The organism is Corynebacterium sp. NML180780, from assembly GCF_007786415.1.
GTDB lineage: Bacteria > Actinomycetota > Actinomycetes > Mycobacteriales > Mycobacteriaceae > Corynebacterium > Corynebacterium gottingense.
This window is the reverse complement of the sequence record NZ_VNKN01000003.1, coordinates 104,641-125,296: the sequence shown is the minus strand read 5'-3', so window position 1 is coordinate 125,296 and position 20,656 is coordinate 104,641. Positions and strand designations below refer to the sequence as shown.

Annotated in this window: 17 protein-coding genes, 1 tRNA gene and 1 pseudogene; 8 read left to right on the top strand and 11 right to left on the bottom strand. The window is 64.6% G+C overall.

The annotated features are described in order from the left end of the window. Positions 1–29 precede the first annotated feature (29 nt). Positions 30–689, bottom strand: a complete 660-nt coding sequence (locus tag FPP74_RS02810) for a DUF1524 domain-containing protein (RefSeq protein WP_144717088.1) — start codon at positions 687–689, stop codon at positions 30–32. A gap of 49 nt (positions 690–738) precedes the next feature. Beyond that, positions 739–2,307, bottom strand: coding sequence for a sodium/proline symporter PutP (putP, locus tag FPP74_RS02805; protein WP_144717087.1), 1,569 nt, complete (start codon positions 2,305–2,307; stop codon positions 739–741). Between the two features lie 149 nt (positions 2,308–2,456). On the opposite strand from putP, the gene FPP74_RS02800 reads away from it, so the two are divergent. The 6 genes from FPP74_RS02800 (at position 2,457) to FPP74_RS02775 (ending at position 11,267) form a co-directional block, all read left to right on the top strand. Further along, positions 2,457–5,570 carry a DEAD/DEAH box helicase gene (locus FPP74_RS02800; protein WP_144717086.1) on the top strand — a complete coding sequence of 1,038 codons (3,114 nt, stop codon included), beginning with the start codon at positions 2,457–2,459 and terminating at the stop codon, positions 5,568–5,570. After that, complete coding sequence (locus tag FPP74_RS02795; RefSeq protein WP_095553112.1) at positions 5,571–6,392, top strand: hypothetical protein; 822 nt, start codon at positions 5,571–5,573, stop codon at positions 6,390–6,392. An 84-nt stretch (positions 6,393–6,476) separates the two neighbouring features. Beyond that, a complete protein-coding gene (locus FPP74_RS02790) occupies positions 6,477–7,664 on the top strand; it encodes an exonuclease SbcCD subunit D (protein WP_144717085.1) in 1,188 nt (395 codons plus the stop codon). Positions 7,665–7,668: 4 nt separating this feature from the next. Then, positions 7,669–10,338: an AAA family ATPase gene (locus FPP74_RS02785; protein ID WP_144717084.1), complete on the top strand. Its 2,670-nt coding sequence runs from the start codon at positions 7,669–7,671 to the stop codon at positions 10,336–10,338. A gap of 79 nt (positions 10,339–10,417) precedes the next feature. Beyond that, positions 10,418–10,942, top strand: a complete 525-nt coding sequence (locus tag FPP74_RS02780; protein ID WP_095275937.1) for a MarR family winged helix-turn-helix transcriptional regulator — start codon at positions 10,418–10,420, stop codon at positions 10,940–10,942. Positions 10,943–11,048: 106 nt separating this feature from the next. Then, entirely contained in the window at positions 11,049–11,267 is a 219-nt protein-coding gene (locus FPP74_RS02775) for a PspC domain-containing protein (protein WP_095275938.1), read from the top strand. An 83-nt stretch (positions 11,268–11,350) separates the two neighbouring features. Here the strand turns inward: FPP74_RS02775 and FPP74_RS02770 are convergent, their stop codons facing one another. The 4 genes and pseudogenes from FPP74_RS02770 to FPP74_RS12135 form a co-directional block, all read right to left on the bottom strand. Next, positions 11,351–12,214 carry a hypothetical protein gene (locus FPP74_RS02770; RefSeq protein ID WP_255456041.1) on the bottom strand — a complete coding sequence of 288 codons (864 nt, stop codon included), beginning with the start codon at positions 12,212–12,214 and terminating at the stop codon, positions 11,351–11,353. Positions 12,215–13,110: 896 nt separating this feature from the next. Further along, a pseudogene (locus FPP74_RS12395) lies at positions 13,111–13,200 on the bottom strand (hypothetical protein); the annotation flags it as partial. Between the two features lie 74 nt (positions 13,201–13,274). Beyond that, complete coding sequence (locus FPP74_RS12390; RefSeq protein ID WP_255456047.1) at positions 13,275–13,583, bottom strand: Shedu anti-phage system protein SduA domain-containing protein; 309 nt, start codon at positions 13,581–13,583, stop codon at positions 13,275–13,277. 65 nt (positions 13,584–13,648) lie between these two features. Then, the gene (locus FPP74_RS12135) at positions 13,649–14,008 is read right to left on the bottom strand and encodes a hypothetical protein (protein ID WP_095535076.1); all 360 of its coding nucleotides are present in this window, start codon (positions 14,006–14,008) and stop codon (positions 13,649–13,651) included. Positions 14,009–14,111: 103 nt separating this feature from the next. On the opposite strand from FPP74_RS12135, the gene FPP74_RS02755 reads away from it, so the two are divergent. Beyond that, the gene (locus FPP74_RS02755; protein ID WP_095275948.1) at positions 14,112–14,471 is read left to right on the top strand and encodes a helix-turn-helix transcriptional regulator; all 360 of its coding nucleotides are present in this window, start codon (positions 14,112–14,114) and stop codon (positions 14,469–14,471) included. Further along, the gene (locus tag FPP74_RS02750) at positions 14,468–15,070 is read left to right on the top strand and encodes a cadmium resistance transporter (RefSeq protein ID WP_095535075.1); all 603 of its coding nucleotides are present in this window, start codon (positions 14,468–14,470) and stop codon (positions 15,068–15,070) included. Before FPP74_RS02755 ends, FPP74_RS02750 begins: the two co-directional genes overlap by 4 nt. A gap of 321 nt (positions 15,071–15,391) precedes the next feature. Here the strand turns inward: FPP74_RS02750 and FPP74_RS02745 are convergent. From FPP74_RS02745 to FPP74_RS02725, 5 genes are all read right to left on the bottom strand, one after another. Beyond that, positions 15,392–15,465 (bottom strand) — tRNA-Arg (locus FPP74_RS02745). A 315-nt stretch (positions 15,466–15,780) separates the two neighbouring features. After that, positions 15,781–16,434 (bottom strand): LUD domain-containing protein, encoded by a 654-nt coding sequence (locus FPP74_RS02740; protein ID WP_144717081.1) that lies wholly within the window; start codon positions 16,432–16,434, stop codon positions 15,781–15,783. A gap of 2 nt (positions 16,435–16,436) precedes the next feature. Further along, positions 16,437–18,005: a LutB/LldF family L-lactate oxidation iron-sulfur protein gene (locus tag FPP74_RS02735; RefSeq protein ID WP_173783207.1), complete on the bottom strand. Its 1,569-nt coding sequence runs from the start codon at positions 18,003–18,005 to the stop codon at positions 16,437–16,439. Further along, positions 18,002–18,787 carry a (Fe-S)-binding protein gene (locus FPP74_RS02730; protein ID WP_095535074.1) on the bottom strand — a complete coding sequence of 262 codons (786 nt, stop codon included), beginning with the start codon at positions 18,785–18,787 and terminating at the stop codon, positions 18,002–18,004. The genes FPP74_RS02735 and FPP74_RS02730 overlap by 4 nt, the downstream gene beginning before the upstream one ends. Positions 18,788–18,844: 57 nt before the next feature. Then, positions 18,845–20,521 carry an L-lactate permease gene (locus FPP74_RS02725; protein ID WP_095535073.1) on the bottom strand — a complete coding sequence of 559 codons (1,677 nt, stop codon included), beginning with the start codon at positions 20,519–20,521 and terminating at the stop codon, positions 18,845–18,847. Between the last annotated feature and the right edge of the window lie 135 nt (positions 20,522–20,656).

Sequence of the window (20,656 nt, the reverse complement as noted above, 5' to 3'; positions counted from 1 at the left end):
ACTTACTGTAATGGACACGTGCACGATCGTCACAGTTCGCGGCCAGCGTTTTGCACATGGACTTGGGAGCCATTCAGCGAGCGGGCGCCGGTGAGGCCGGAAAACCCTGCACATGAGCGTCGCATAGCGCGCACATCCTCGGCGGGAAGCGCGAGGTGATACGCCTGCGCCACGTCCGCGAGCCGGTGCGAGTACGCGCACCGCTTCCTCCGTGCGGGCGGCATCCACTCGCTGGGCAGCTGGTCCGACTTCTCCTGGTTCGCCGCGGCGGACACGACGACGAGGTTGCGCGGGTCGTTGGCAAAGGCGATGCGTGTGCGACGCGGCCACGCGTGCGCGCCGAGATCCCACGCGGCGGACAGCGGGATGAGGTGGTCGAGCTCGACGTCCGCGGGAGTGATCGCGGTGCCCGTGTAGGGGTCGTCGATCGGCGCGGCGCCCCAGCTCGTGTGCGGGGTCGAGCAGCTTATCGACGCCACACCATCCCCGCCGAACGCCACCGCCAACGCCTCCGTGCGGGTGGTGCACCCGTTGCCGGTGTCCGCCCAGCCCTGCCCGAACTCCTCGCGCGAGTAGCCGAGCACGGTGGCCCGCGGCGGCCCGGCGCTTGCCACAATGTGCGAGCGCGGGGTGGGAAACGGGGCGATGAACAGTGTGGCAACGGTGAGGAGGGCAAGGTAATAGCGCATACCTTGTTAGACGCGCGCGGGGCGGCACCGGTTCCCACCGCCGCGGAAATTATTTCGCGCGCTGCGTGGCGCCGAGCGCGTCCTCGAACGTGGCCTCGGGGTGGCGCACGGCGTACTCGGTGACGGCGATGGCCTGGTCGAACTCAGACTCCACGCCCGGCTTCGGCTTCGTGGCCAGCGAGACGATCACCATCGCTGCGGTGGCGAGGATGACGCCCGGGACGATCTCGTAGATGGTGTCGGCGAGCACCTCAGTCGAGCCCCACACGAACACGGTGACGGCGCCGACGATCATGCCGGCGATCGCGCCGGGCGCGGTGAGGCGGCGCCAGTAGAGAGACGCGAAAACAACCGGCCCGAAGGCCGCACCGAACCCGGCCCACGCGAATCCGACGAGGCCGAGGATGGTGTCGGAGGGGCGGGCGGCCATGATCATGGCGACGATGGCAATGAGGACGACCATGGTGCGAGACGCGACGAGCAGCGTGGTGTGGCTGGGATCCTTGCGGAAGATGCGGAACAGGTCTTCCACCAGCGCCGACGAAGTGATGAGCAGCTGCGAGGACATGGTGGACATGATGGCGGCCAGCACGGCCGTGAGCACCAAGCCGGCGAGCAGCGGGTGGAAAAGGATGCGGGCGAGGTCCAAGAAGACGGTCTCGTAGCCGGACTGGTCCGTCACCGAGTGCGTGGTTTGGGAGAAGAACATGGTGCCCACCATTGCGGTGAAGACCGCGCCGGCGTAGCAGATGGCCACCCAGATCATGCCTGTGCGGCGCGCCGACGTCGCCTGCGCGGGGGACTTCAACGCCATGAATCGGGTGACAATATGGGGCTGGCCGAAGTAGCCGAGGCCCCAAGCGATGTTGCCGATGATGGTCGCGGCGGACACCCCGGCGACCAGGTTGAAGTAGTTGAGGTTGCCCTCCGGCCACGGGCCGTAGGCGTGGTCCGTGGCGTAGGAGAAGATCTCGCCCGGGTTGTCCACGGCGACCAGCGCCATAATGGGCACGGCCAGCAGGGCGAGGAACATGAGTCCGCCCTGGACCACGTCGGTGTAGGAAACCGCAAGGAACCCGCCGATGAAGGTGTAGAGGACCGTGATCGAGCCGACGATGAGCATGCCGACCAGGTAGTTGCCGCCGAAGGTGGACTCGTAGTAGCGCCCGCCCGAGACCATGCCGGAGGAGACGTAGAAGGTGAAAAAGAAGATGATGATCACGGCCGCGACGATGCGCAGGACGCGCGAGGTGTCGCGGGTGCGATTTTCAAAGAAGCTGGGCAGCGTGATCGAGTTGTTGGATACTTCGGAGTAGGCGCGCAGGCGCGGCGCGACCCACTTCCAGTTGGCCCACGATCCCAGGAACAGGCCGATGACAATCCAGAGCTCGCTCATGCCGGAGACAAAGAGCGCGCCGGGAAGTCCCATGAGCAGCCAGCCGGACATGTCTGATGCGCCAGCCGAAAGGCCGGCAACGAAGGGGTTGAGTCCGCGGTCGCCGAGGACATAATCGTCGTACTTCTGCGTCTGGAGCCACGAGTAGAACCCGATTGCTACCATGACACCGAAGTAGATCACAATGGCCATGACGAGCCAGAAACTCTCAGTCACGTGCATCTCCTTGGGGGTAACTAGGTAATGAGTTGGAAAAAGCGTAACGCAGCACAGATGTGCAATGTGGGGGATTGGACGAAACGTGTGGTCGTCCGCGCCGGCGAGCGAACCTGCGAGCCCGGAAAATTCCTCGGAGTGGTATAAGGGTGGGTATGCCTGAATACCTGCTCCACGGACTTTGGCTGCCGGAGTCCGGGCTCAATATTTGGATTGAGCAGGTCTCTGGCCACAGAGTTGTCACGATTGATGCCGTCCGCGACGGGACATTCCCGTCACACGTGCAATCGTTGCTGAGCAAGAACCACTTTCGCGGCCGCCAGCGGTTGCAGCTGCAAACGCCGAAGGGCAAAGAGGCGATTCTGCGCGCACCGACGGCGACGTTTTCCCCGAGCACCGCAATCGAGTTCCTCGCCGCGCTGGCGCATCTGGACGAAAGCTCGATGCTCAGCACCGGGGCGCAGCGCGAGACGATCGCCCCGGACCTGCGCTGGCTGGTCCGCGCGTACTTGGGGCTGAGCCAATTCGTGCGCGCGGGCCGGGTGACCATCCACGTGCCCCGGCGCGACGGGAACTGGTATGCGCAGTGGCAGCTGGGTACCGGGGTGCAGGAGCGCGGCTGGTTGGCGGAGATGATCGCCGCCGCCCCCGGCGTGCTGTCGCTGAACAACCCCAACCTGAGCGAGGATCTCGCGCAGACCCTGACGCACTGGATCGCCACAGCGCGGCTGCAGTCGGTGGGCGTGCCGTCGAGAGTCCGGCCCTACCCGTGGCACGACTTCGTGGCGTCGCTGGTCTTTGGCACCCCGCTGCGCCGCGGGAACGCGTCGCTGGTGCAGCAGATCAACGAGTGGGGCGGCTCCATTACCGCGGTGAACCTGCAGCTGGTGTTCCTCGTGGAGGCCCCCGAGGACGAGCCGGAGGACGCCGACGCCGCAGAGGAAGCGGAGGACCTGCAGTGGCCCGTGCGTGTGCAGGTGCGCGCCGGGACGGACGCCCCGCGGCCCGCGCGCCTGTCCGACTTCGATGCCCAGACCGCGCAGACACTGCGCGAGTCCATCGAGGCGGCGATTGACGTCACGGAGTTGGTGGACTCCCGCCGGCACCCGCGCCAGGGGTCGGCGATCCGAGACCGGAATCGGGGGGACTGGGATAGCTTCCTCTCCACCGAGGAGATTGTCCGGTTCGTGGAGACAGAGGCGTCGAAGCTGCGCCAGGCCGGGTTTGCCGTCATGCTGCCCAAGGCGTGGTCCACGGCGGAGACCTCGGCGAAGCTGCACGTGACCCGCCCGGAGAACCCGTACGATTCCTCCACCGTGACCATGATGGGCTTTGACACGCTCGTCTCATACGACTGGCGCGTCTCCCTCGGCGATATGGAGCTGACCGACGAGGAGATGGAAAAGCTGGTTCGCTCCAAGTCCGGCCTGGTCAAGCTGCGCGGCGAGTGGGTGCTTGCAGACGGCAAGGACCTGTCGCGCACCAAGCAGTACATGAAGCGGCTGCAGCGCAGCTCGGCCGACAAGGCGCGCCTGGAGGCGGAGGCCGCTGAGACGCGCGCCAAGCTGGCCGAGGCCGCCGGTTCGGACGACGCCGCGGAACTGCGCAAGCTGGCGGACGAGGCCCGCTCGCGCTACGAGGAGTACGCCGACGACGAGACCAAGGGTCAGGTGTCCGCCGCCGAGCTGCGCCAACTCGCGCTCGAGACCGCGACGGAATCGCCCGTGGAGTTCTCCGGCTCGACGTGGTTTACCTCGCTCGTCGGCGGCCAGGACCGGCCCGCCCCGGAGCGCGTGGACATCCCCGAGGCAGTGCACGCGGAGCTGCGCGAATACCAGCGTCGCGGCGTGGACTGGCTCTACTACATGTCGCGCAACAACCTCGGGGCAGTGCTTGCCGACGACATGGGGCTGGGCAAGACGCTGCAGCTCCTCGCCCTGCTCGCGGTAGAGGAGGCGGCGGGCCGCCGCACCGGGCCGACGCTGGTGGTTGCCCCGACCTCGGTCGTGGGCAACTGGGCGCGCGAGGCCGCCCGCTTCGTCCCGGGGATGAAGGTGGTGGTCCACCACGGCGCGAACCGGTCCAAGGGCGACGAGCTGTTTGCCAAGGCAGACGAGGCGGATCTGGTGATTACCTCCTACGGCGTGGTCGGGCGAGACTTCACGGATTTGGCCCGGGTGCAGTGGGATCACGTGGTGTGCGATGAGGCCCAGGCGATTAAGAATTCGGGGACGCAGGCGTCGAAAAGCGTGCGGGCGATCCCCGCGCGACACCGCATTGCGCTGACGGGTACCCCGATTGAAAATAAGCTGTCCGAGCTGCGCAGCCTGCTGGACTTTGTGAACCCGGGGATGCTGGGCTCGCAGGCGTTTTTCCGCAACCACTTTGCCAAGGCGATCGAGTCCCGGCGCGACGAAGGCCTGGCCGATGAGATGGGCGAGCGGCTGCAGCGGCTCACGGCGCCGTTTATCCTCCGGCGCGTGAAGACGGACGCCGCGATTATCGACGACCTGCCGGAAAAGAGCGAGCACGTCGTCGCCGTGGAGATGACGCAGGAGCAAGCGGCCCTGTACACGGCGCTGGTGAACGAGATGAAGCAGCAGCTCGAGCAGCGCAAAGGGATGGCGCGCCGCGGGCTGGTGCTGGCCACGATCACGCGCATCAAGCAGATCTGCAACCACCCGGCCCACTTTCTCGGCGATGGCTCGCCGGTGACCATCCGGGGCGCACACCGCTCGGGCAAGGTAACCAAGCTCATGGAGCTCCTGCACCAAGCGGTGGAGCGCGACGAGCGCGTCCTGATCTTCACCCAATACAAGGCGTTCGGCGACTTGCTGCAGCCGTACCTGTCGGACCAGCTGGGCGAACAGGTGCCGTTCCTGCACGGCGGGGTGGGCAAGAGCGCCCGCGACGCGATGGTGGAGCAGTTCCAGCGCGACGACGGGCCGCGGGCGATGCTGCTCAGCCTGAAGGCCGGAGGTACCGGGCTGAATCTCACCGCCGCCTCCGTGGTGATTCACATGGACAGGTGGTGGAACCCGGCGGTGGAGAACCAGGCGACAGACCGCGCGTTCCGCATCGGGCAGCGCCGGGACGTGACGGTGTACAAAATGATCACCAAGGGCACGATGGAGGAGTCCATTCAGGACGTCTTGGACGGCAAAATGCACCTGGCCGGCGCGGTGGTCGGTGAGGGCGAGGGGTGGATCACGGAGCTGGACACCGAGGATCTGGCCCGCCTGATCAGCTTCCGAGGGAGGACCGAGTAAGTGGCAGGGAAGAAGCGTCCGAGCGAGGACAACGTCATCTACGCCAACTTTGGCGAGCGCCGCCGCGTCTCGTCCGCGGAGGAGACCGGCGAGAAGGTGCTGTCCGCGCGCGCTGTATCGACGATGTCGGCGCCCGCGCAGCGCGTGGTCAACGCGGCGCTGCGCAAGACGGACCTGGGCCGGGCGAACCGCGGGCGCGACTACGCTTCCAAGGGCCACGTGGTGAACCTGGAGTTCAACAACGCGCGGATCAACGCCTCCGTGGTAGGCAGCCAAAACTACCCGTTCGAAGTCTCGATGATGCTGCCGTTCCGCGCGCCGCGCGAGGTGCGCGTTGCGGTCGGCGAGCTGGCGCGCAACCCGGGAGCGCTCGAGCGCGCGATGCAAGGCGACTTCCCGGACACAGTGCTCGACGTGATGCTTTTCTCCAGCCCAAACGAGGTGTATTTCTCCTGCACGTGCCCGGACAGCGCGTCCGTGTGCAAGCACGCGGTGGCGCTGGCCCAGGTGGCGGCGTCGCGCGTGCACACCACGCCGTCGCTGGTGTTTACGCTGCGCGACCTGAGCATGGCGTCGGTGGAGCAGGCGGTGCGCGAGGAGGCGACGTCCATCGCGCGGGAGAACACCGAGCCGGGATCCAAGTACTTCTGGGCTGGGCGGGACCTGCCGCCGCTGCCGCACCCGAAGGTGGCCCCGATGATTGATGATTCGGACACGGGGCTGCTGCACCGGGCGATGCAGACGGTGTCTTTTACCAACATCGATCAGCTGCGCGCGGTCTCTGACATCACCGAGCTGTACGATGACCTCACCACCGATTAAACTGCCTGCTCAGCATGGTGTTTTGGAATGTATATTCTATGCTGGTAGGGCGGGTGTCCGGTCGGCCTGGTAGTTGTGTAAAGCATGACGCACACAACATTTATCCATAGCTCCGATTTGCAGATCGGTATGACCCGAAAGTTCTTAAGCCCCGAGGCCCAGGCTCGTTTTGACGAATCTCGGGAGCGCTCCATCGACGCGCTGGGGAACCTGGCGAGCGATCGCGGCGCGGAGTTTATTGTGATTGCCGGCGATGTCTTCGAACATAATTCGCTGGAGGAACGCACGCTTGGCCGCGCGCTCGAGGCGCTGCGCCGCCTGCCGGTCCCGGTCTTCTTACTCCCTGGCAACCACGATCCGCTCGTTGCGGATTCAATTTTTAGCCGCACGGAGGACATCGACAACGTCACCGTCCTTTCATCCTCGGAGCCGGTAGAGGCGGTCGACGGGGTCGACATTGTCGGCGCGCCGCTGCTGACCAAATACCCCTCGGACGACCTGTGCGCGCAGGCGGTCCGCGCCCTCGAGCCTTCGGACCGGGTCCGCATCCTCGTCGGCCATGGCCAGGTGGAGGGCTTTGGCACGGATGATGACGAAGCCTTGATCCACCTCGACCCCCTCGAAGATGCTCTCTCGCGCGGAGTGATTGATTACGTCGCCCTGGGTGACTCGCACTCGACGGCCTCGCTGGGCTCCTCCGGCAAGGTGTGGTTCTCCGGAGCCCCGGAAACCACAGACTACGCGGAGCGCTCGGGCACTTCGGGCCCCGCGGGCTCCTCGGGCTTCTCGGGCGCTGTGGCTGGCGGCGAATCCGACTCCGGCAACGCCCTGGTGGTCACGGTGACCAAGGACGGCGGTGCCTCCGAGGTGTCCGTGGACAAGGTACGCACCGGGATTTGGACGTTCGACGCGCTCGGCTGGGAGGTGACCGACGCCGACGACGTCGCCGAGGTCATCGACCAGCTGCGGGCGTACCCCGACAAGGACCGCACGGTGATTAAGTACGCGCTCACCGGAACGTTGGGGCTCGAAGCGACCCGCACGTTGGCGCGCGAACTGGCAGCGCTCGAGCCGGTGTTCGCCGCGTTGTACGAGCGGGACCGGCTTATGGACTTGCACCTTGAGCCGGGGGAGGAAGAGCTGGACAACCTCCCGCTGACCGGCTACGCCAGCCAGGCGATGCACCAGCTCGTCGGCGAGGCCGCGCAGGGCGATCCGACCGCGCGCGACGCCGTCAACCTGCTGTTCCGATTCTCCCAGGAGGCGAAGTAGCCAAATGCGAATCCACTCCCTGACAATCAAGAACTTCCGCGCCATCGACCACCTAAAGCTGGAGAACTTGCCCGATACGGGCGTGGTGATCGTCCACGGGCCGAACGAGGCGGGCAAGTCGACCATCCTGGACGCGCTCGACCTGGTGCTGCGCGAGCGCTATACCGCCGGCGGCAACAAGGTGGAAAAGTACGCGCCCGTGGGCAAGGACGTGGGGCCCGAGGTCTGGCTCGACGCCACCGTGGGCGAAGTGTCCTTTGTGGTGCACAAGCGCTGGGTGAAGTCGAAGAAGGCGGAGTTGACCGTCCGCGCGCCGCGCCGGGAAAACTTCTCCGGCAGGAAGGCCGACGACGAGCTGTTCCGAATCCTGGACGAGCACCTGGACCGCTCGCTTATGGACACGCTCTTCCTCCGCCAGGGAGACCTGGACCCAGCCGTTGCGGCCGCGGGCGTGCCCTCGATCACCAGGGCGCTCGACGGCAGCGGCGAGCAGGGCGACTCCGCCACCGAGGACACGAAGCTCATGCAGGCCGTGGAGGAGGAGTACGCCAAGTACTGGTCCAACAGCACGCCGCCGAAGCCGAAGAAGGCGGTGAAGCAGCTGGAAAAGGACGTGGAGGCCGCTGCGGAATCGCGCGATGCGTGCGTCGCCGAAGTGGAGCGCCTCAGCGCGTTTGTGGACGAGGTGTCGCGCCGCGAGGAGGAGATCGCCCAGGTCGACGCGGAGCTCCCGGGGGCGCAGGCCGACCTGGCCGAGCGCGAAGAGGACGCGACCAAGGCGAAGGAACTCGCCGAAAAGGTGGCGGACGCGCAGAAGAAGTACACGCAGGCGGCAATTGAGGTGCAGCGCGCCGAGAAGGACCTGGCCGGGCGTGCCGCGCTGGCCGAGCGCGTCGATACCCTGCGCACGGAGCACGCCGAGCTGGAACGATCCCTCGAGCCGGCACGAACCGCGAGCGAGGAGGAAGCCGCCAAGCTGGAGCAGCTTCGCACCGCCTCCGCGTCGGCCCGCGAAGCGCTCGTCGGCGCCCGGGCCGCGGTGAAGGAGGCGGAGCAGCGCCGCGACGTCGCTCGCGCGACGCACCGCCTCGAGACGCTCAAGGCGCACCTCGCGCGCGTTGACGAAGCGGAGCAGGCCTACAAGGAGCTGCTGGAGCAGGCGCCGAGCAAGGAGATCACGGAGAAGGCGGTGCGCGCCGCGGAGGCGGCAGAAAACGAGGTGGCGCTGCAGCGGAAGCTCCGCGACGCGGCGTCGGCAAAGCTTGCCATCGCGGGCAAGCAGGGCACCATCGACGTTGATGGGCGGGAGGTGCGCGTTGACGAGGGCACCGAGGTGCAGCTTTTCGACGGCACACAGCTGGCCATCGGCGGCTACGACCTCACCTACCGCGCAGCCCAGGGGGCGAAGGACCCCCGCGAGGCGGTCCGGGACGCGGAGGAGGCGCTCGCCGGCCTGCTGGAAGACGCCGGGTGTGAGTCCGTCGACGCGATGCGCGACGCGCGCGACGCGTACAAGGCGCACGAGTCCAAGGTGGAGGCCGCGCGCCGACGGCGCGAGGACGTGCTTGCGGGCACGGACCGCGATACTCTCGTCGCGGAGCGCGACCGCCTCGTGACGGTACTGGAAGAACTGGCCGACGCGGCAGACAGCGCGAGGAGTGAGATCAGCGAGCCCGACGCGGAGGCGGCTGTGAAGGAGGCCAGCGCCGCGCTGGCGAAGGCCGAGCAGGAAGCGGACCACGCCGAGGCAGCGCTGAAGCCCTACGCGGAACAGAAGGCGGCAAAGGAACTCGCGGTGCTTGAAGCCCGCCTCGAGGCGAAGGCGAACGAGATGGCCAACGCCGACAAGGAGTTCCGGGCGGCAGAAACCGCACAGACGCAGCAGGCGCTCGACGAGGCGCTCGCGGCAGCGACCGCGGCGCTGCAATCGGCAAAGCAGGACGCCGACGAGCTCGCCGCCGCCGCGGCCGAGGCGGACGTGGAGCTCACCCAGACGTTGCTTGAGGGCGAGCAGTCCAGGGTTGCCAATATGCAGAAACGGAAGCACGAGGCCACCATTCGCATCACCGAGCTGCGCGGCCGGATCGAACAGGCGGCGGGCGCCGCGGAGAAGGCGGACAAGGCCGAAGCCGTGCTGGACAAGGCGGAGACCGCGCTTGCCAAGGCGACCCGTCGCGCGGACGCGATCCGCCTGTTGCGGGAGACGCTGCACGCGCACCGCGACGCGGCGCGCGCCAAGTACACCAAGCCTTTCAGCGACGCGGTGCGCAAACGGGCCAGCATCATCTACGGCAAGGACGTTGCGTTCAACTTCGGCGACGACCTGCAGATTACGGACCGCTCCATCGGCGAGCAGACCGTGCCGCTGAGCTCCCTGTCTGGCGGCGCGAAGGAACAGCTGGCGCTGCTGACACGGTTTGCCATTGCGGACCTCGTGTCCACCGAGGGGGATTCCGCGCCGGTGCCGGTCGTGGTGGACGATGCACTCGGTGCGACCGACCCGGAGCGCCTGGCCCTGATGAACACGCTGTTTTCTCAGGTGGGGAGGACCGCGCAGGTGCTCGTGCTCACGTGCTTCCCGCAGCGCTTCGACCGCGTCGCCGCTGCGCGGACCGTCCACATCGACGAGCTCAAACAGGCCGGGAGCGCATTCGCGGGCGGGGAAGCGGACTAGCGGAAAGGAGAGGAGCGGGAGCGCCCGAACTGAATTCACTTATTTTGTTAGGGCAGTCACATCCGCTATGGTGCAGAGTATGAAACACGATGCCCGCTGGCTGAACGACGAAGAGCAGGAACTCTGGCGCCTCATGCTCGCTGCGTCGCGAAAGGTCACCCGCGTGCTGGACGACACGTTGCAGGCGGAGTCCGACCTTTCCTCGTCCGAGTTTTCGGTGCTGGTCACACTCTCGGAGGCGGAAAACCAGGCGCTCCGTTTGCGGGACCTATGCAGCGAGCTGGAGTGGGACCGCTCCAGGACCTCCCACCAGGTCACGCGGATGGCAAAGCGTGGTTTGGTGACCAAGGAGAAGAGCCCCGGAGATGCCAGGGGAGTGCTGGTGTGCCTGACATCGGAGGGCATGAGCCGCCTCGAGTCGGCCGCCCCCGAGCACGTGGAAAGTGTCCGCCGAGTGGTGTTTGACCACATGGACCCCAGCACCGTTGGCGCGCTGAAGCAGTTCTTCCAAGGAATCATGGACGTCACCAACGTCCCAGGCTACGCCGACTACCGCGGTGCGCAGCCGATGACGGAGCGCGCTCGCCCGTACAACACCCCCTAGGGGTCAAAGATCGGGGTGTATCTCCGGGGAAACCCCGTTGTCGGCCGCCTCCCAGGCACGTTTAATGGGTGGTGTACCGACAAGGATTTGAGAGAAAGGACCGATCATGACCTACCAGAGCTACAACCCCAACCAGGCCCCGAAGCGCCTGACCCGCTCCATGACCAACAAGATGATCGGTGGCGTGTGCGGCGGATTCGCCGACTACTTCGACATGGACGCCACCGTCATCCGTGTGTTGGCCGTCATCCTGCTCCTGTTCGGCATTTTCCCGATGTTCCTGGCCTACCTCGCCGCCTGGATCATCATGCCGGCTGAGTTCTAGCGGCAGCTTATCGGCGCCCCGCGTCCTCGACGTATACGATCCGGCACGGCCGCCCCGGACCCCCGCCGGTCTCCCGGGGGGCGCTATCCGTAGTTCTCGACAATGTCGACGTAGTTGCTCATCCGGTCTGGGAGTTCGGGGGTGAACCAAGCGCTCACGGTCCGGTCTTCGGGTTTTTCGCAGGTCACCGTTGCCCAGTCGCTGCCCAGACGGCAGTCAAGGTTGTACGTCTCCTTGGTGACGGGGCTTGCGACCGTGACCGCTGCATGCGGCACCTGGGTAACCTCTGAGGACGCCACGTGGGTAACAGTGAATGTGGCTTGCAGTGCGGCATCGAACATCGCGGCGGCGAATTCGCACGAGGTCGCCGAGCCTGCCTTGATCGGAATTCCGGAATCGGTTGTTCCGCAATCGCCGCCGACCTGGCCGACATTGATGTTGTGATTCCCCGCCGGAGGTGCCGGCGCAGCCTCGGGCGCGGGCTGCTCCGGCTGGGCTTCCGGGGCCGCCTCCTCGGCCGGTGGTGCCGTCTCGGCGGGCGTCGGCCCCTCGTACTCAGTGACGGTCTGTTTCACCGTCACGGTTTCGGGCGAATCCTGTGCCGCATTCGGGGCGCCACATGCGCTGATGGCAAGGCCGGAGGCGAGCAGGAGCGTGCTGGCGAGTCCTCGTTTCATGTTGGTGAGTGTAACCGAACTTTGAGTAAGGTTGCAGTACTCTGTCAGGCAGCGTTGACGTGTGGTCGGGTGGTCTACCTCTGTGGACACGCGGAGCATCCGTCTGTTGCCCGGCATCACCAAGAACTGGAGCAGTGCAAAGAGAGCGTGCGCGATCCGCCCAAGCATCGGCGTATCAATGAGAATCCAGCACAGCAGCGCCATCAGCAGCGAAGGCACCACGAAGACCAGCATCAAGGTTCGCGGGTCCCGATGCAGCTGCGTGAGCACTCGCTTAGCGACGGCTAACGTCACCCTCATCGTCCCATCACCGCCAACAATGCGTCTTCCATCGAATCCGCTCCGGTGCGTTCCAGTACTTCGTTGCGGGTTGCGTGCTCGACGCGTCCCTCATCCACAAAGAGCAGGTGCTCGCTACCCTCCGTCTCGTCTTCAACGACAAGGACACCCGAGCCCCTGTCACCGGATACATCGAGAGGGAGATTCTCGTTGAGGCGGAAAAATCAAGGCGCGGCACCCCGCCCCACCACCGCAAGCGCGTATGAGGCCGTCATCGACCTCTCAACGGTGCTGCTCGGCGTGCACGTGTCGCGCTACCTCCTTCGTGCTGGTCCGCACGCAGGCACGTCCGTATACGACTTCGGTGGGGTCATGGAGCGGGTGCTCAGAGGTGCGCTGGGGTGGGGACTACCCCGCTGACCCTCGCACGATGAATGTGCCGGAGGAGTGATGGATTCCAGGATCACTACCGCCAATGAAGCCGGTGCGCCCCGCTTCGCCAGATACCGATACCGGCATGGCGAGAATGCAGTACAGGGGGCCAAACGCCTACTCAGGGCCCCGGCGATAACGGCAACAAAAAGAAAGAAGCCCCGAGACATAACCGGAACGATGTCTCGAGATTTCGGGGCTTTCGCGAAACACCCTGACCAGTTATATCAGATCCGCGGCTACACCCCGGTTACACCGGGTTCCTCCTCCGGTTACACGACAGTAGTCAAGCAAATGCCGCGAGCAGGAACTTCGTCTTAGAACTCAAAGTCAGGAACTTCCGTCTCCGTGCCTTCTCGCTTCTCGGCAAGCTCCACATCCCACCGTGCCTGCTCGACAAGTTCGTCAAAGGTAAGCACCTCCGGTGACTTAAGGTTCGAGCGGAAACTTTCAAAGCTACGGAACTTCGCGTCAATCCGGTTTCCTTGCGAGCTACACAAGTCGCTCATGGAGCCGATCACCAAAAACGAGCGTGGCTCGACCAAATTCGCACCGTCGCCAGTGCTGCCGCCCTCGGTGCCCCTCTCGGGAATCCAGCTAGCGTGGCTCTCTTTGGCGACTAGAACCGTTTCTTGGCCTGGGCTTCTGCGCCGAAGAACTCGCGGCTGATCCCGTAAACATCACTGCGGTATTGGTCTCGTGTCAGCAAAGGCGTGTCCGGGTGTTTAATCTCTGCCAGCGCCACTGAACGCAGCAGGCCGTTGGACACTAAGAAGGCGTCGGCACGTTTCCCGGAAGTGTGCAGGTTTGCTCCGCGAACTGTTTGCTCAAGTTTTCCCTCGTCCCAAGTGGTGTAGAGCCCTATCTCCGAGACCAATGCCGAGGACCCATGGGTTGGCTTCGAGAAGGTTCTGCCACGCCTTCTCATCGCCACCCGCCGCGTTTTTCGCTTCGGCAAACGCTTCGTGGTCGTCGAGCCACGATTGCATAGTGTTAACGACGTCGCGATGGTTCTTCAGTTCCCTTGATCTCAGCCGCCGAAGTCTCGGCTTCTACGAGTGCCTGGAGCGCCTTAGGGTCTCGCTTGTACAGCCGTTGAAGTTCGCTTTGGTCGGCGATGATGCGGTTGAGAACGTCATCGTCAACCCTGGAGGTTTTCTCGCCGTTAACGGGAATCGAATCGAGGTTGCGGGTCAGGTCGATAATTTTGTTCGAGCCTTCCCGGTTCAAGATGATCAGGTCATCAAGTTTCGGGTCGTTCGGGTCTTTTCTTCGCGCTTGAATTCGGATTTCCCGAACTACGCCCAGTTCACGAACGACATGAACCTTGATCTGGCGACGCTGTTTTCGCAACTTGCCGGAATCTCTGCCACTTCCACTGTCCTTTGAGCAGCGCACACAGCTGCACCGCTACCCGGAATTTGACTAGTTCAGTGCTCGCTGTATAGTTCAGTGCATGCTGACTATTGCTTCACGTCTCGACGTGATGAACCGCCTGGGTCGTGCACTGGCCGACCCCACTCGATCGCGGATCATCTTGACCTTGCTCGACCATCCCGCTTACCCGGCGGAACTGGCTCGAGCTTTGAATCTGACACGCCCGAATGTGTCCAACCACCTGGCATGTCTGCGCGATTGCGGGATTGTCGTCTCCGAGCCCGAGGGGCGTCGGACGCGATATGAGATCGCCGATCCGCACTTGGCGCAGGCGCTGACTGCATTGGTCGATGCCTCCTTGGCAGTAGACGAAGACGCCCCGTGCATCGATCCCGCCTGCTCGCTTCCCGGGTGCTACACAGCTGGGGAGGGCGCATGATCCTCACCGCAGTCTTGCAGGCGATAGGCCTGTTCGCAGCTACCAACATCGACGACATCATCGTGCTCTCTCTCTTCTTCGCGCGAGGGGCAGGCCAGCGCGGCACAACCGCGCGCATTATGGCCGGCCAGTACCTCGGATTTGCCGGCATCCTCGTCGCCGCGATCCTTGTGACCATCGGCGCCGGAGCATTTCTGCCCCCGGCAGCTATTCCATACTTTGGTCTCATCCCTCTGGGCATCGGCCTCTGGGCCGCATGGGAGGCTTGGCGCGGAGACGATGACGACGATGACGACGAGGCCAAGGTTGCCGGCAAGAAGGTCGGCGTTTGGACAGTCGCAGGCGTCACGTTTGCCAACGGTGGCGACAACATTGGCGTCTACACCCCTGTATTCCTCAGCGTGGAACCTCTCGCAGTAGTCGCCTACTGTGTTATTTTCCTCGCGCTCGTTGCGGTCCTGGTGGCCCTGGCAAAGTTCGTCGCCACCCGCCCCCCGATCGCGGAAGTGCTCGAACGCTGGGAGGGCATCCTCTTTCCCGTCGTTCTCATCGGCCTCGGCATCGTGATCCTCGTCAGTGGCGGAGCCTTCGGGCTCTGACGTAGCGGCAGCGTTCCAAACGGTCCTGACCGGGCGCACCCCTCTCGGTTCAGACCCCAACAACTACCCGCAGCCAGTCCTGCGTGATCACAGCAACAAGACCGCTATGACGGGCTGCAAAAACCGTGCCACCAGATGAGTACGGAAACTCTTCCGCGGCTCGGTCCGCGCTCATAAACAATCCGCGCTATAACCCGAGCAGGAACGGCGTTCAGACAAAGAAAAATGACCCCTCCGAACGAACGGAGCGGGTCATTTTTGTGTTCGCGGCCGTATTCCTTCGGTCGACAGGAGGTTTCGTGAAACCCCCACTTCACAGCGTGTCCCCGACAGGATTCGAACCTGCGACCTTCGGTACCGGAAACCGATGCTCTCATCCACTGAGCTACGGAGACAGTGCTTTACCTGCACATACGTGCGCGGGAAAGCAATACCGTAAAGGGTAGCACTTGGGGTGGGCGGGGGAGTAATCGGCCTGGTCGGTGGCGTCGACAAGCGAATGCGACGGAGTCCGGAATTTCCTAAGCACGTCTATGGAATGGGCCAGGGAGTTTTCACGGATTTGCAGGGGTGGTGTCGCATGATGATTGTGCGCCTTTGAGGAGGCGTGACACGGGAAACAATGACAGCAGAACGGCCGGTACCGAAAGGTACCGGCCGTTCTGTGTGTGGAGACCGCTGGAGGGCGAAGCCTTAGCGGTCGTGGCGTTCTAGTGAACGACCATCACGATCAGGTCGCGGGGACCGTGCACGCCCTCGACGCGGACCAGCTCGATGTCGGAGGTTGCGGAGCCACCGGAAATCATGGTGGCCGGCTTCTCCGCGTCGATGCGGCTCATCATCTCCGGGACGCCGTAGACCAGCGAGTCCGGGCGGACGATGACCACGTGGCGGTCGGGCACGAGCGAGAGCGCGCGGCGGCCGCAGAGGTCGCCGGACTCGAGCACGATGGAACCCGTCTGCGCGGAGGTGACCTGGGAGTCGGTCACTGCGGCGCCGATGTCGCCAAGCTGGCGCGGGTCGGACGCGGGGTCGTCCGCGCGGGCCTCGCCGTCGAACTCAGCGAACAGGGAGGCGTCCAGGCCTGGGGCGTAGACGATGTCGTTCGCGCCGCGCTCGGCGAGGATCTTGGCAATGTTGGACGCGAGGTCCGCCTCAGACGTCTCAACGACGCTTGCCTTGTAATCCAGCAGGCGGTCGATGAGGATCTCGCGGAGCTGCTCCGGGGTGTGATCGGAGGTGGTGCGGTACTCGCGCACTGCCTCGACGTGGGACGGGGCCTCGGAGAGCTGCTGCGCATCGCGGACGCGCTTGAGAATCTCCTTCTTTGCGTCCTCGTTACGGGAGGAAACGTTCGGTGCCATGCTTACTTATCCTCTCCGGTGTTCGGGTCGACAAAGTTGGTGGCGTGCGACTCGGAGTCGCGCCCCGGGACGCCGCGCTTGCGCTCGGCGGCGAGCAGGTCGCGCGCCTCGTCCGTCTCCCACCACTGGCGGAAGGACTTCTTCGGCGGCACGGCCACGTCGCGGTACTCCGTCCATCCGGACAGCGGCGCCGGCATGGACGAGATCTCGCCCTTGAAGCCGCCGAGGATGCGGCCGAGCGCGACCATGCGCACTGCCTTGTCCCACAGCTTCGGGTTGCCCCACATGGTGCCGATGAGGCCGAAGGCCTTGGACTCCATGAACGGACGGTGCTGCTCCACCTTCTGGTGGCGCATCTCCAGCAGGATGTCCGTGATCGGGATCTTCACCGGGCAGACCTCGTTGCAGCGGCCGCACAGGGACGACGCGTACGGCAGGGAGGAGTTCGGATCATCCAGGTCTTCCATGCCGGTCAGCTGCGGGGTAAGGATGGCACCGATCGGCCCCGGGTAGGTGGAGCCGTAGGAGTGTCCACCCGCGCGCTCGTAGACCGGGCACACGTTCAGGCAGGCGGAGCAACGGATGCACTTGAGGGCCTCGCGGCCGATCTCATTGGACAGCGCCGCGGTGCGGCCGTTGTCCAGCAGCACGATGTGGAAGTTCTGCGGGCCGTCGCCCTCGGTCACGCCGGACCAGAGGGAGGTGTACGGGTTCATGCGCTCACCGGTGGAGGAGCGCGGCAGGAGCTGCAGGAAGACCTCCAGGTCCTGGAATTTCGGCACGAGCTTCTCAATGCCCATGACGGAGATGAGGGTCTCCGGCATGGTCAGGCACATGCGGCCGTTACCCTCGGACTCCACGATGGAGACGGTACCGGTCTCGGCAACACCGAAGTTCACGCCGGAGATAGCGACCTTCGCCTTCATGAACTGCTCGCGCAGGTACTGGCGGGCAGCCTCTGCCAGCTCGGCCGGGTCCGAAGTGAGGGACTCGTCCGTGTTGGGCATCTTATCGACGAAGATGTTTCGGATCTCAGCGCGGTTGCGGTGAATCGCCGGCACCAGGATGTGGGAGGGGAAGTCCTCGCCGAGCTGCACGATCAGCTCCGCAAGGTCGGTCTCCTGCGCGGTGATGCCGCGCTTTTCCAGCTCCTCGTTGAGGGCGATCTCCTGGGTGGCCATGGATTTGATCTTGACCACGTCGGTCTCGCCGGTCTCGCGGATGAGGCCCTCGATGATGTCGTTGGCCTCGGCGGCGTCGCGCGCCCAGTGGATGTGGCCACCGCGGGCGGTCACGTTGCGCTCGAACTCCTCGAGCAGCTCCGGCAGGCGCGCGCCGACGTCCTGCTTGATGGTGGAACCTGCGGTGCGCAGCTCCTGCCAGTCATCCAGCTCGTCGACAACCTCCTGGCGCTTCACGCGAATCGCGGTGGTGGCGTAGTTCAGGTTGCGGCGCTTGGTGACGTTGTCTAGCTCGTGGTGCGCAGCCTTCTGAAACTTCTCGGTGCCGCGCAGGTGGTTGGGGCCAGCCGCGTGGGGCGGCATCTGGGGTTTGCCAAGTGCAACTTTCACAGCATGGTCTCCTTCGAGTAAGCGGCCGACTTGGGGGTCCACGGGTGCTCCTTCGTGGAGGCGAGGATCTCGGCCATGTGCAGGGCGCGGACGCCCGAGTGCTGGCGGCTCATGGAGCCGGCGATGTTCATGAGGCAGGAGGAGTCACCGGCGGTGACGAACTCGGCCTGGGTCTCCTTGATGTGGCGGGTCTTGTCAGAGACCATCGCGGCGGACACCTCAGACATCTTCACTGCGAAGGTGCCGCCAAAGCCGCAGCACTCCTCGCGGTTGGGCAGCTCCACCAGCTCGAGGCCCTCGACTGCGCGCAGCAGCTTGTAGGGGCGATCGCCAACTTCCAGGAAGCGGCGGGAGTGGCAGGACTCGTGGTAGGTGACGCGGTGGGGGAAGAACGCTCCGACGTCCTCGGTCCCTGCGACGTCGATGAGGAACTCGGAGAGCTCGTAGGTCTTCTTGGAGGCCTTCTTCGCGCCGTCAATCAGCGCGGAGCTGCCGTAGCGGTCGGCCAGGAAGACGTGCTGCTCGCGGACAGCGCCAGCGCAGGAGCCGGAAGGTGCGACGACGTAGTCAATGGACGGGTCGGCGAATGCGTCGACGTAAGACTCGACGATCGGGACGGCTTCCTTCTGGTATCCGGTGTTGACGTGCATCTGGCCGCAACACGTTTGACCTTCTGGGAAGACGACCTCGTAGCCCAGACGGGACAGCACAAGGGCGGTTGCCTTGTGTGCGTCCGGGAACAGAGCGTCGCCGATACAAGTAGAAAACAGTGCTACTCGCAAAGTGGACTCCTTAGAAAAATTGCTACTGCCGGTTCATCCGACAGCCGGGCGGGTGCATTATACGGCAGGTGCCAGGAAGCTGAGAATATTGGTCTGCAGGAAGACCATCACGCAGACCGCGAGCAAGAAGATAAACGAGTAGCCGACAACCTTCTTGAAGATCTCCGATTCCTTGCCCTCCATATCTACCGCTGTTGCAGCGATTGCGAGCGACTGAGGCGAAACCATTTTACCCACAACACCACCGGTGGTGTTGGCGGCGAGCATGAGATCCGGGTTGAGATTCAGCTGATCAGCCGCTGTGACTTGCAGTTTGGCAAAGAGTGCGTTGGCGGAAGTGTCGGAACCGGTGACGGCGACACCCACCCAACCCAATATGGGGGCAGCGAAGGCGAAGAACCCACCCAGGTTGGCAAAGAACTCGCCGATGGTCACCGTCTGGCCGGAGTAGTTCATCACGTAGGCGAGTGCAAGAACGAGCACGATGGTGGCGGCGGACCAGCGCATGCGGTACATGGTGTCCGTCAGCTCCTTGCCCACCTGGCCCCAGGTCAGCGAGTAGCGGCCGTTCTCGTTGAACATGATGTAGGCCAGGGCGACGATGAGGCCGGAGATGACCAGCAGGGTGCCCGGGTTGTTGAGGTAGGCGAAGGAGTAGTCGGCCTTGACGTCGGCGCCGTTGGCGTCGAGAAGCGAGCCCTGCGGCAGGCCCGGCCAGGGGAAGGTGACCTTGAAGGAGCTCAGCCACTCGGGGATGGTGGAGCCCAGGTTGGCCAGGCCGAAGATGACCACGACGACGGCGTAGGGCATGAGTGCCATCCAGATGCGGTTGCCGGGCAGCTCGACCTCGTCGGGGTTCTCCGAGCGCGGGAGCTCAAGGCGTTCGCGCATGTCGGCGATGCCCTTCGGCTGCCAGAAGCGGAGCAGCAGGAAGGCTGCGCCGAGCGCGACGATGCAGGCGACGACGTCAGTGAGCTGGTAGGCGAAGAAGTTCGAGGTGAACCACTGCGCGATACCGAAGGAGAGGCCGATGACTAGGGCTGCGGGTGCGGTCTCGCGGACGCCGCGCATGCCGTCGATAATGCCGGCGATGATGAAGGGGACGAAGAACGCCAGGAACGGGGTCTGGTGGCCGACGATGGCAGCGATGTTCTCGGTCTGCTCGAGGGTGCGGCCACCGACCTCGCCGGCGGTGGTAATCGGGATGGCGACGGCGCCGAACGCAACCGGTGCGGTGTTGGCAATCAGCACGATCGTTGCGGCGCGCAGCGGCTTGATGCCCAGGGCGAGAATCATGGTCGCGGTAATGGCGACGGGGGCGCCGAAGCCTGCGAGGGCCTCGAGCAGTCCGCCGAAGCAGAACGCGATGAGCATGGCCTGGATGCGCACGTCACCGTGGCCCATCTTGTCAAATACGAGGCGCAAATCTTCGAAGCGGCCCGAGGCGACCGTGATTTGGTAGAACCAGATCGCCGCCATGATGACAAAGACGATGGGGAGCAGGCCGAACAGGCCGCCACGGAAGGCGGAGGAGATGGCCATTCCCGCGGGCATGTTGAAGCCAAAGATGGCGACCAGCAGGGCGGCGACGAGGGCGACGAGGCCGGAGAGGTGCGCGCTGGCTTTCACGCCCAGCAGCATGATGAAGAAGGTGAGCAGAGGGATCGCCGACACCAATGCGGAAAGTCCGACGCTGCCCCCGACTGCGTCGGTGAAGACCTGGAACTGGTCCATGTTTGCGCTCCTTGGTTGGAAGGAAATGTATGAAATGCCACGCGGGGCGTTCCCCTGTGTGTGCGCCGACATTCTCACGGAATTATGACACGCGAGTAAACGTATTCGCAGGAGAATTTTGAGAAAAGTACATTC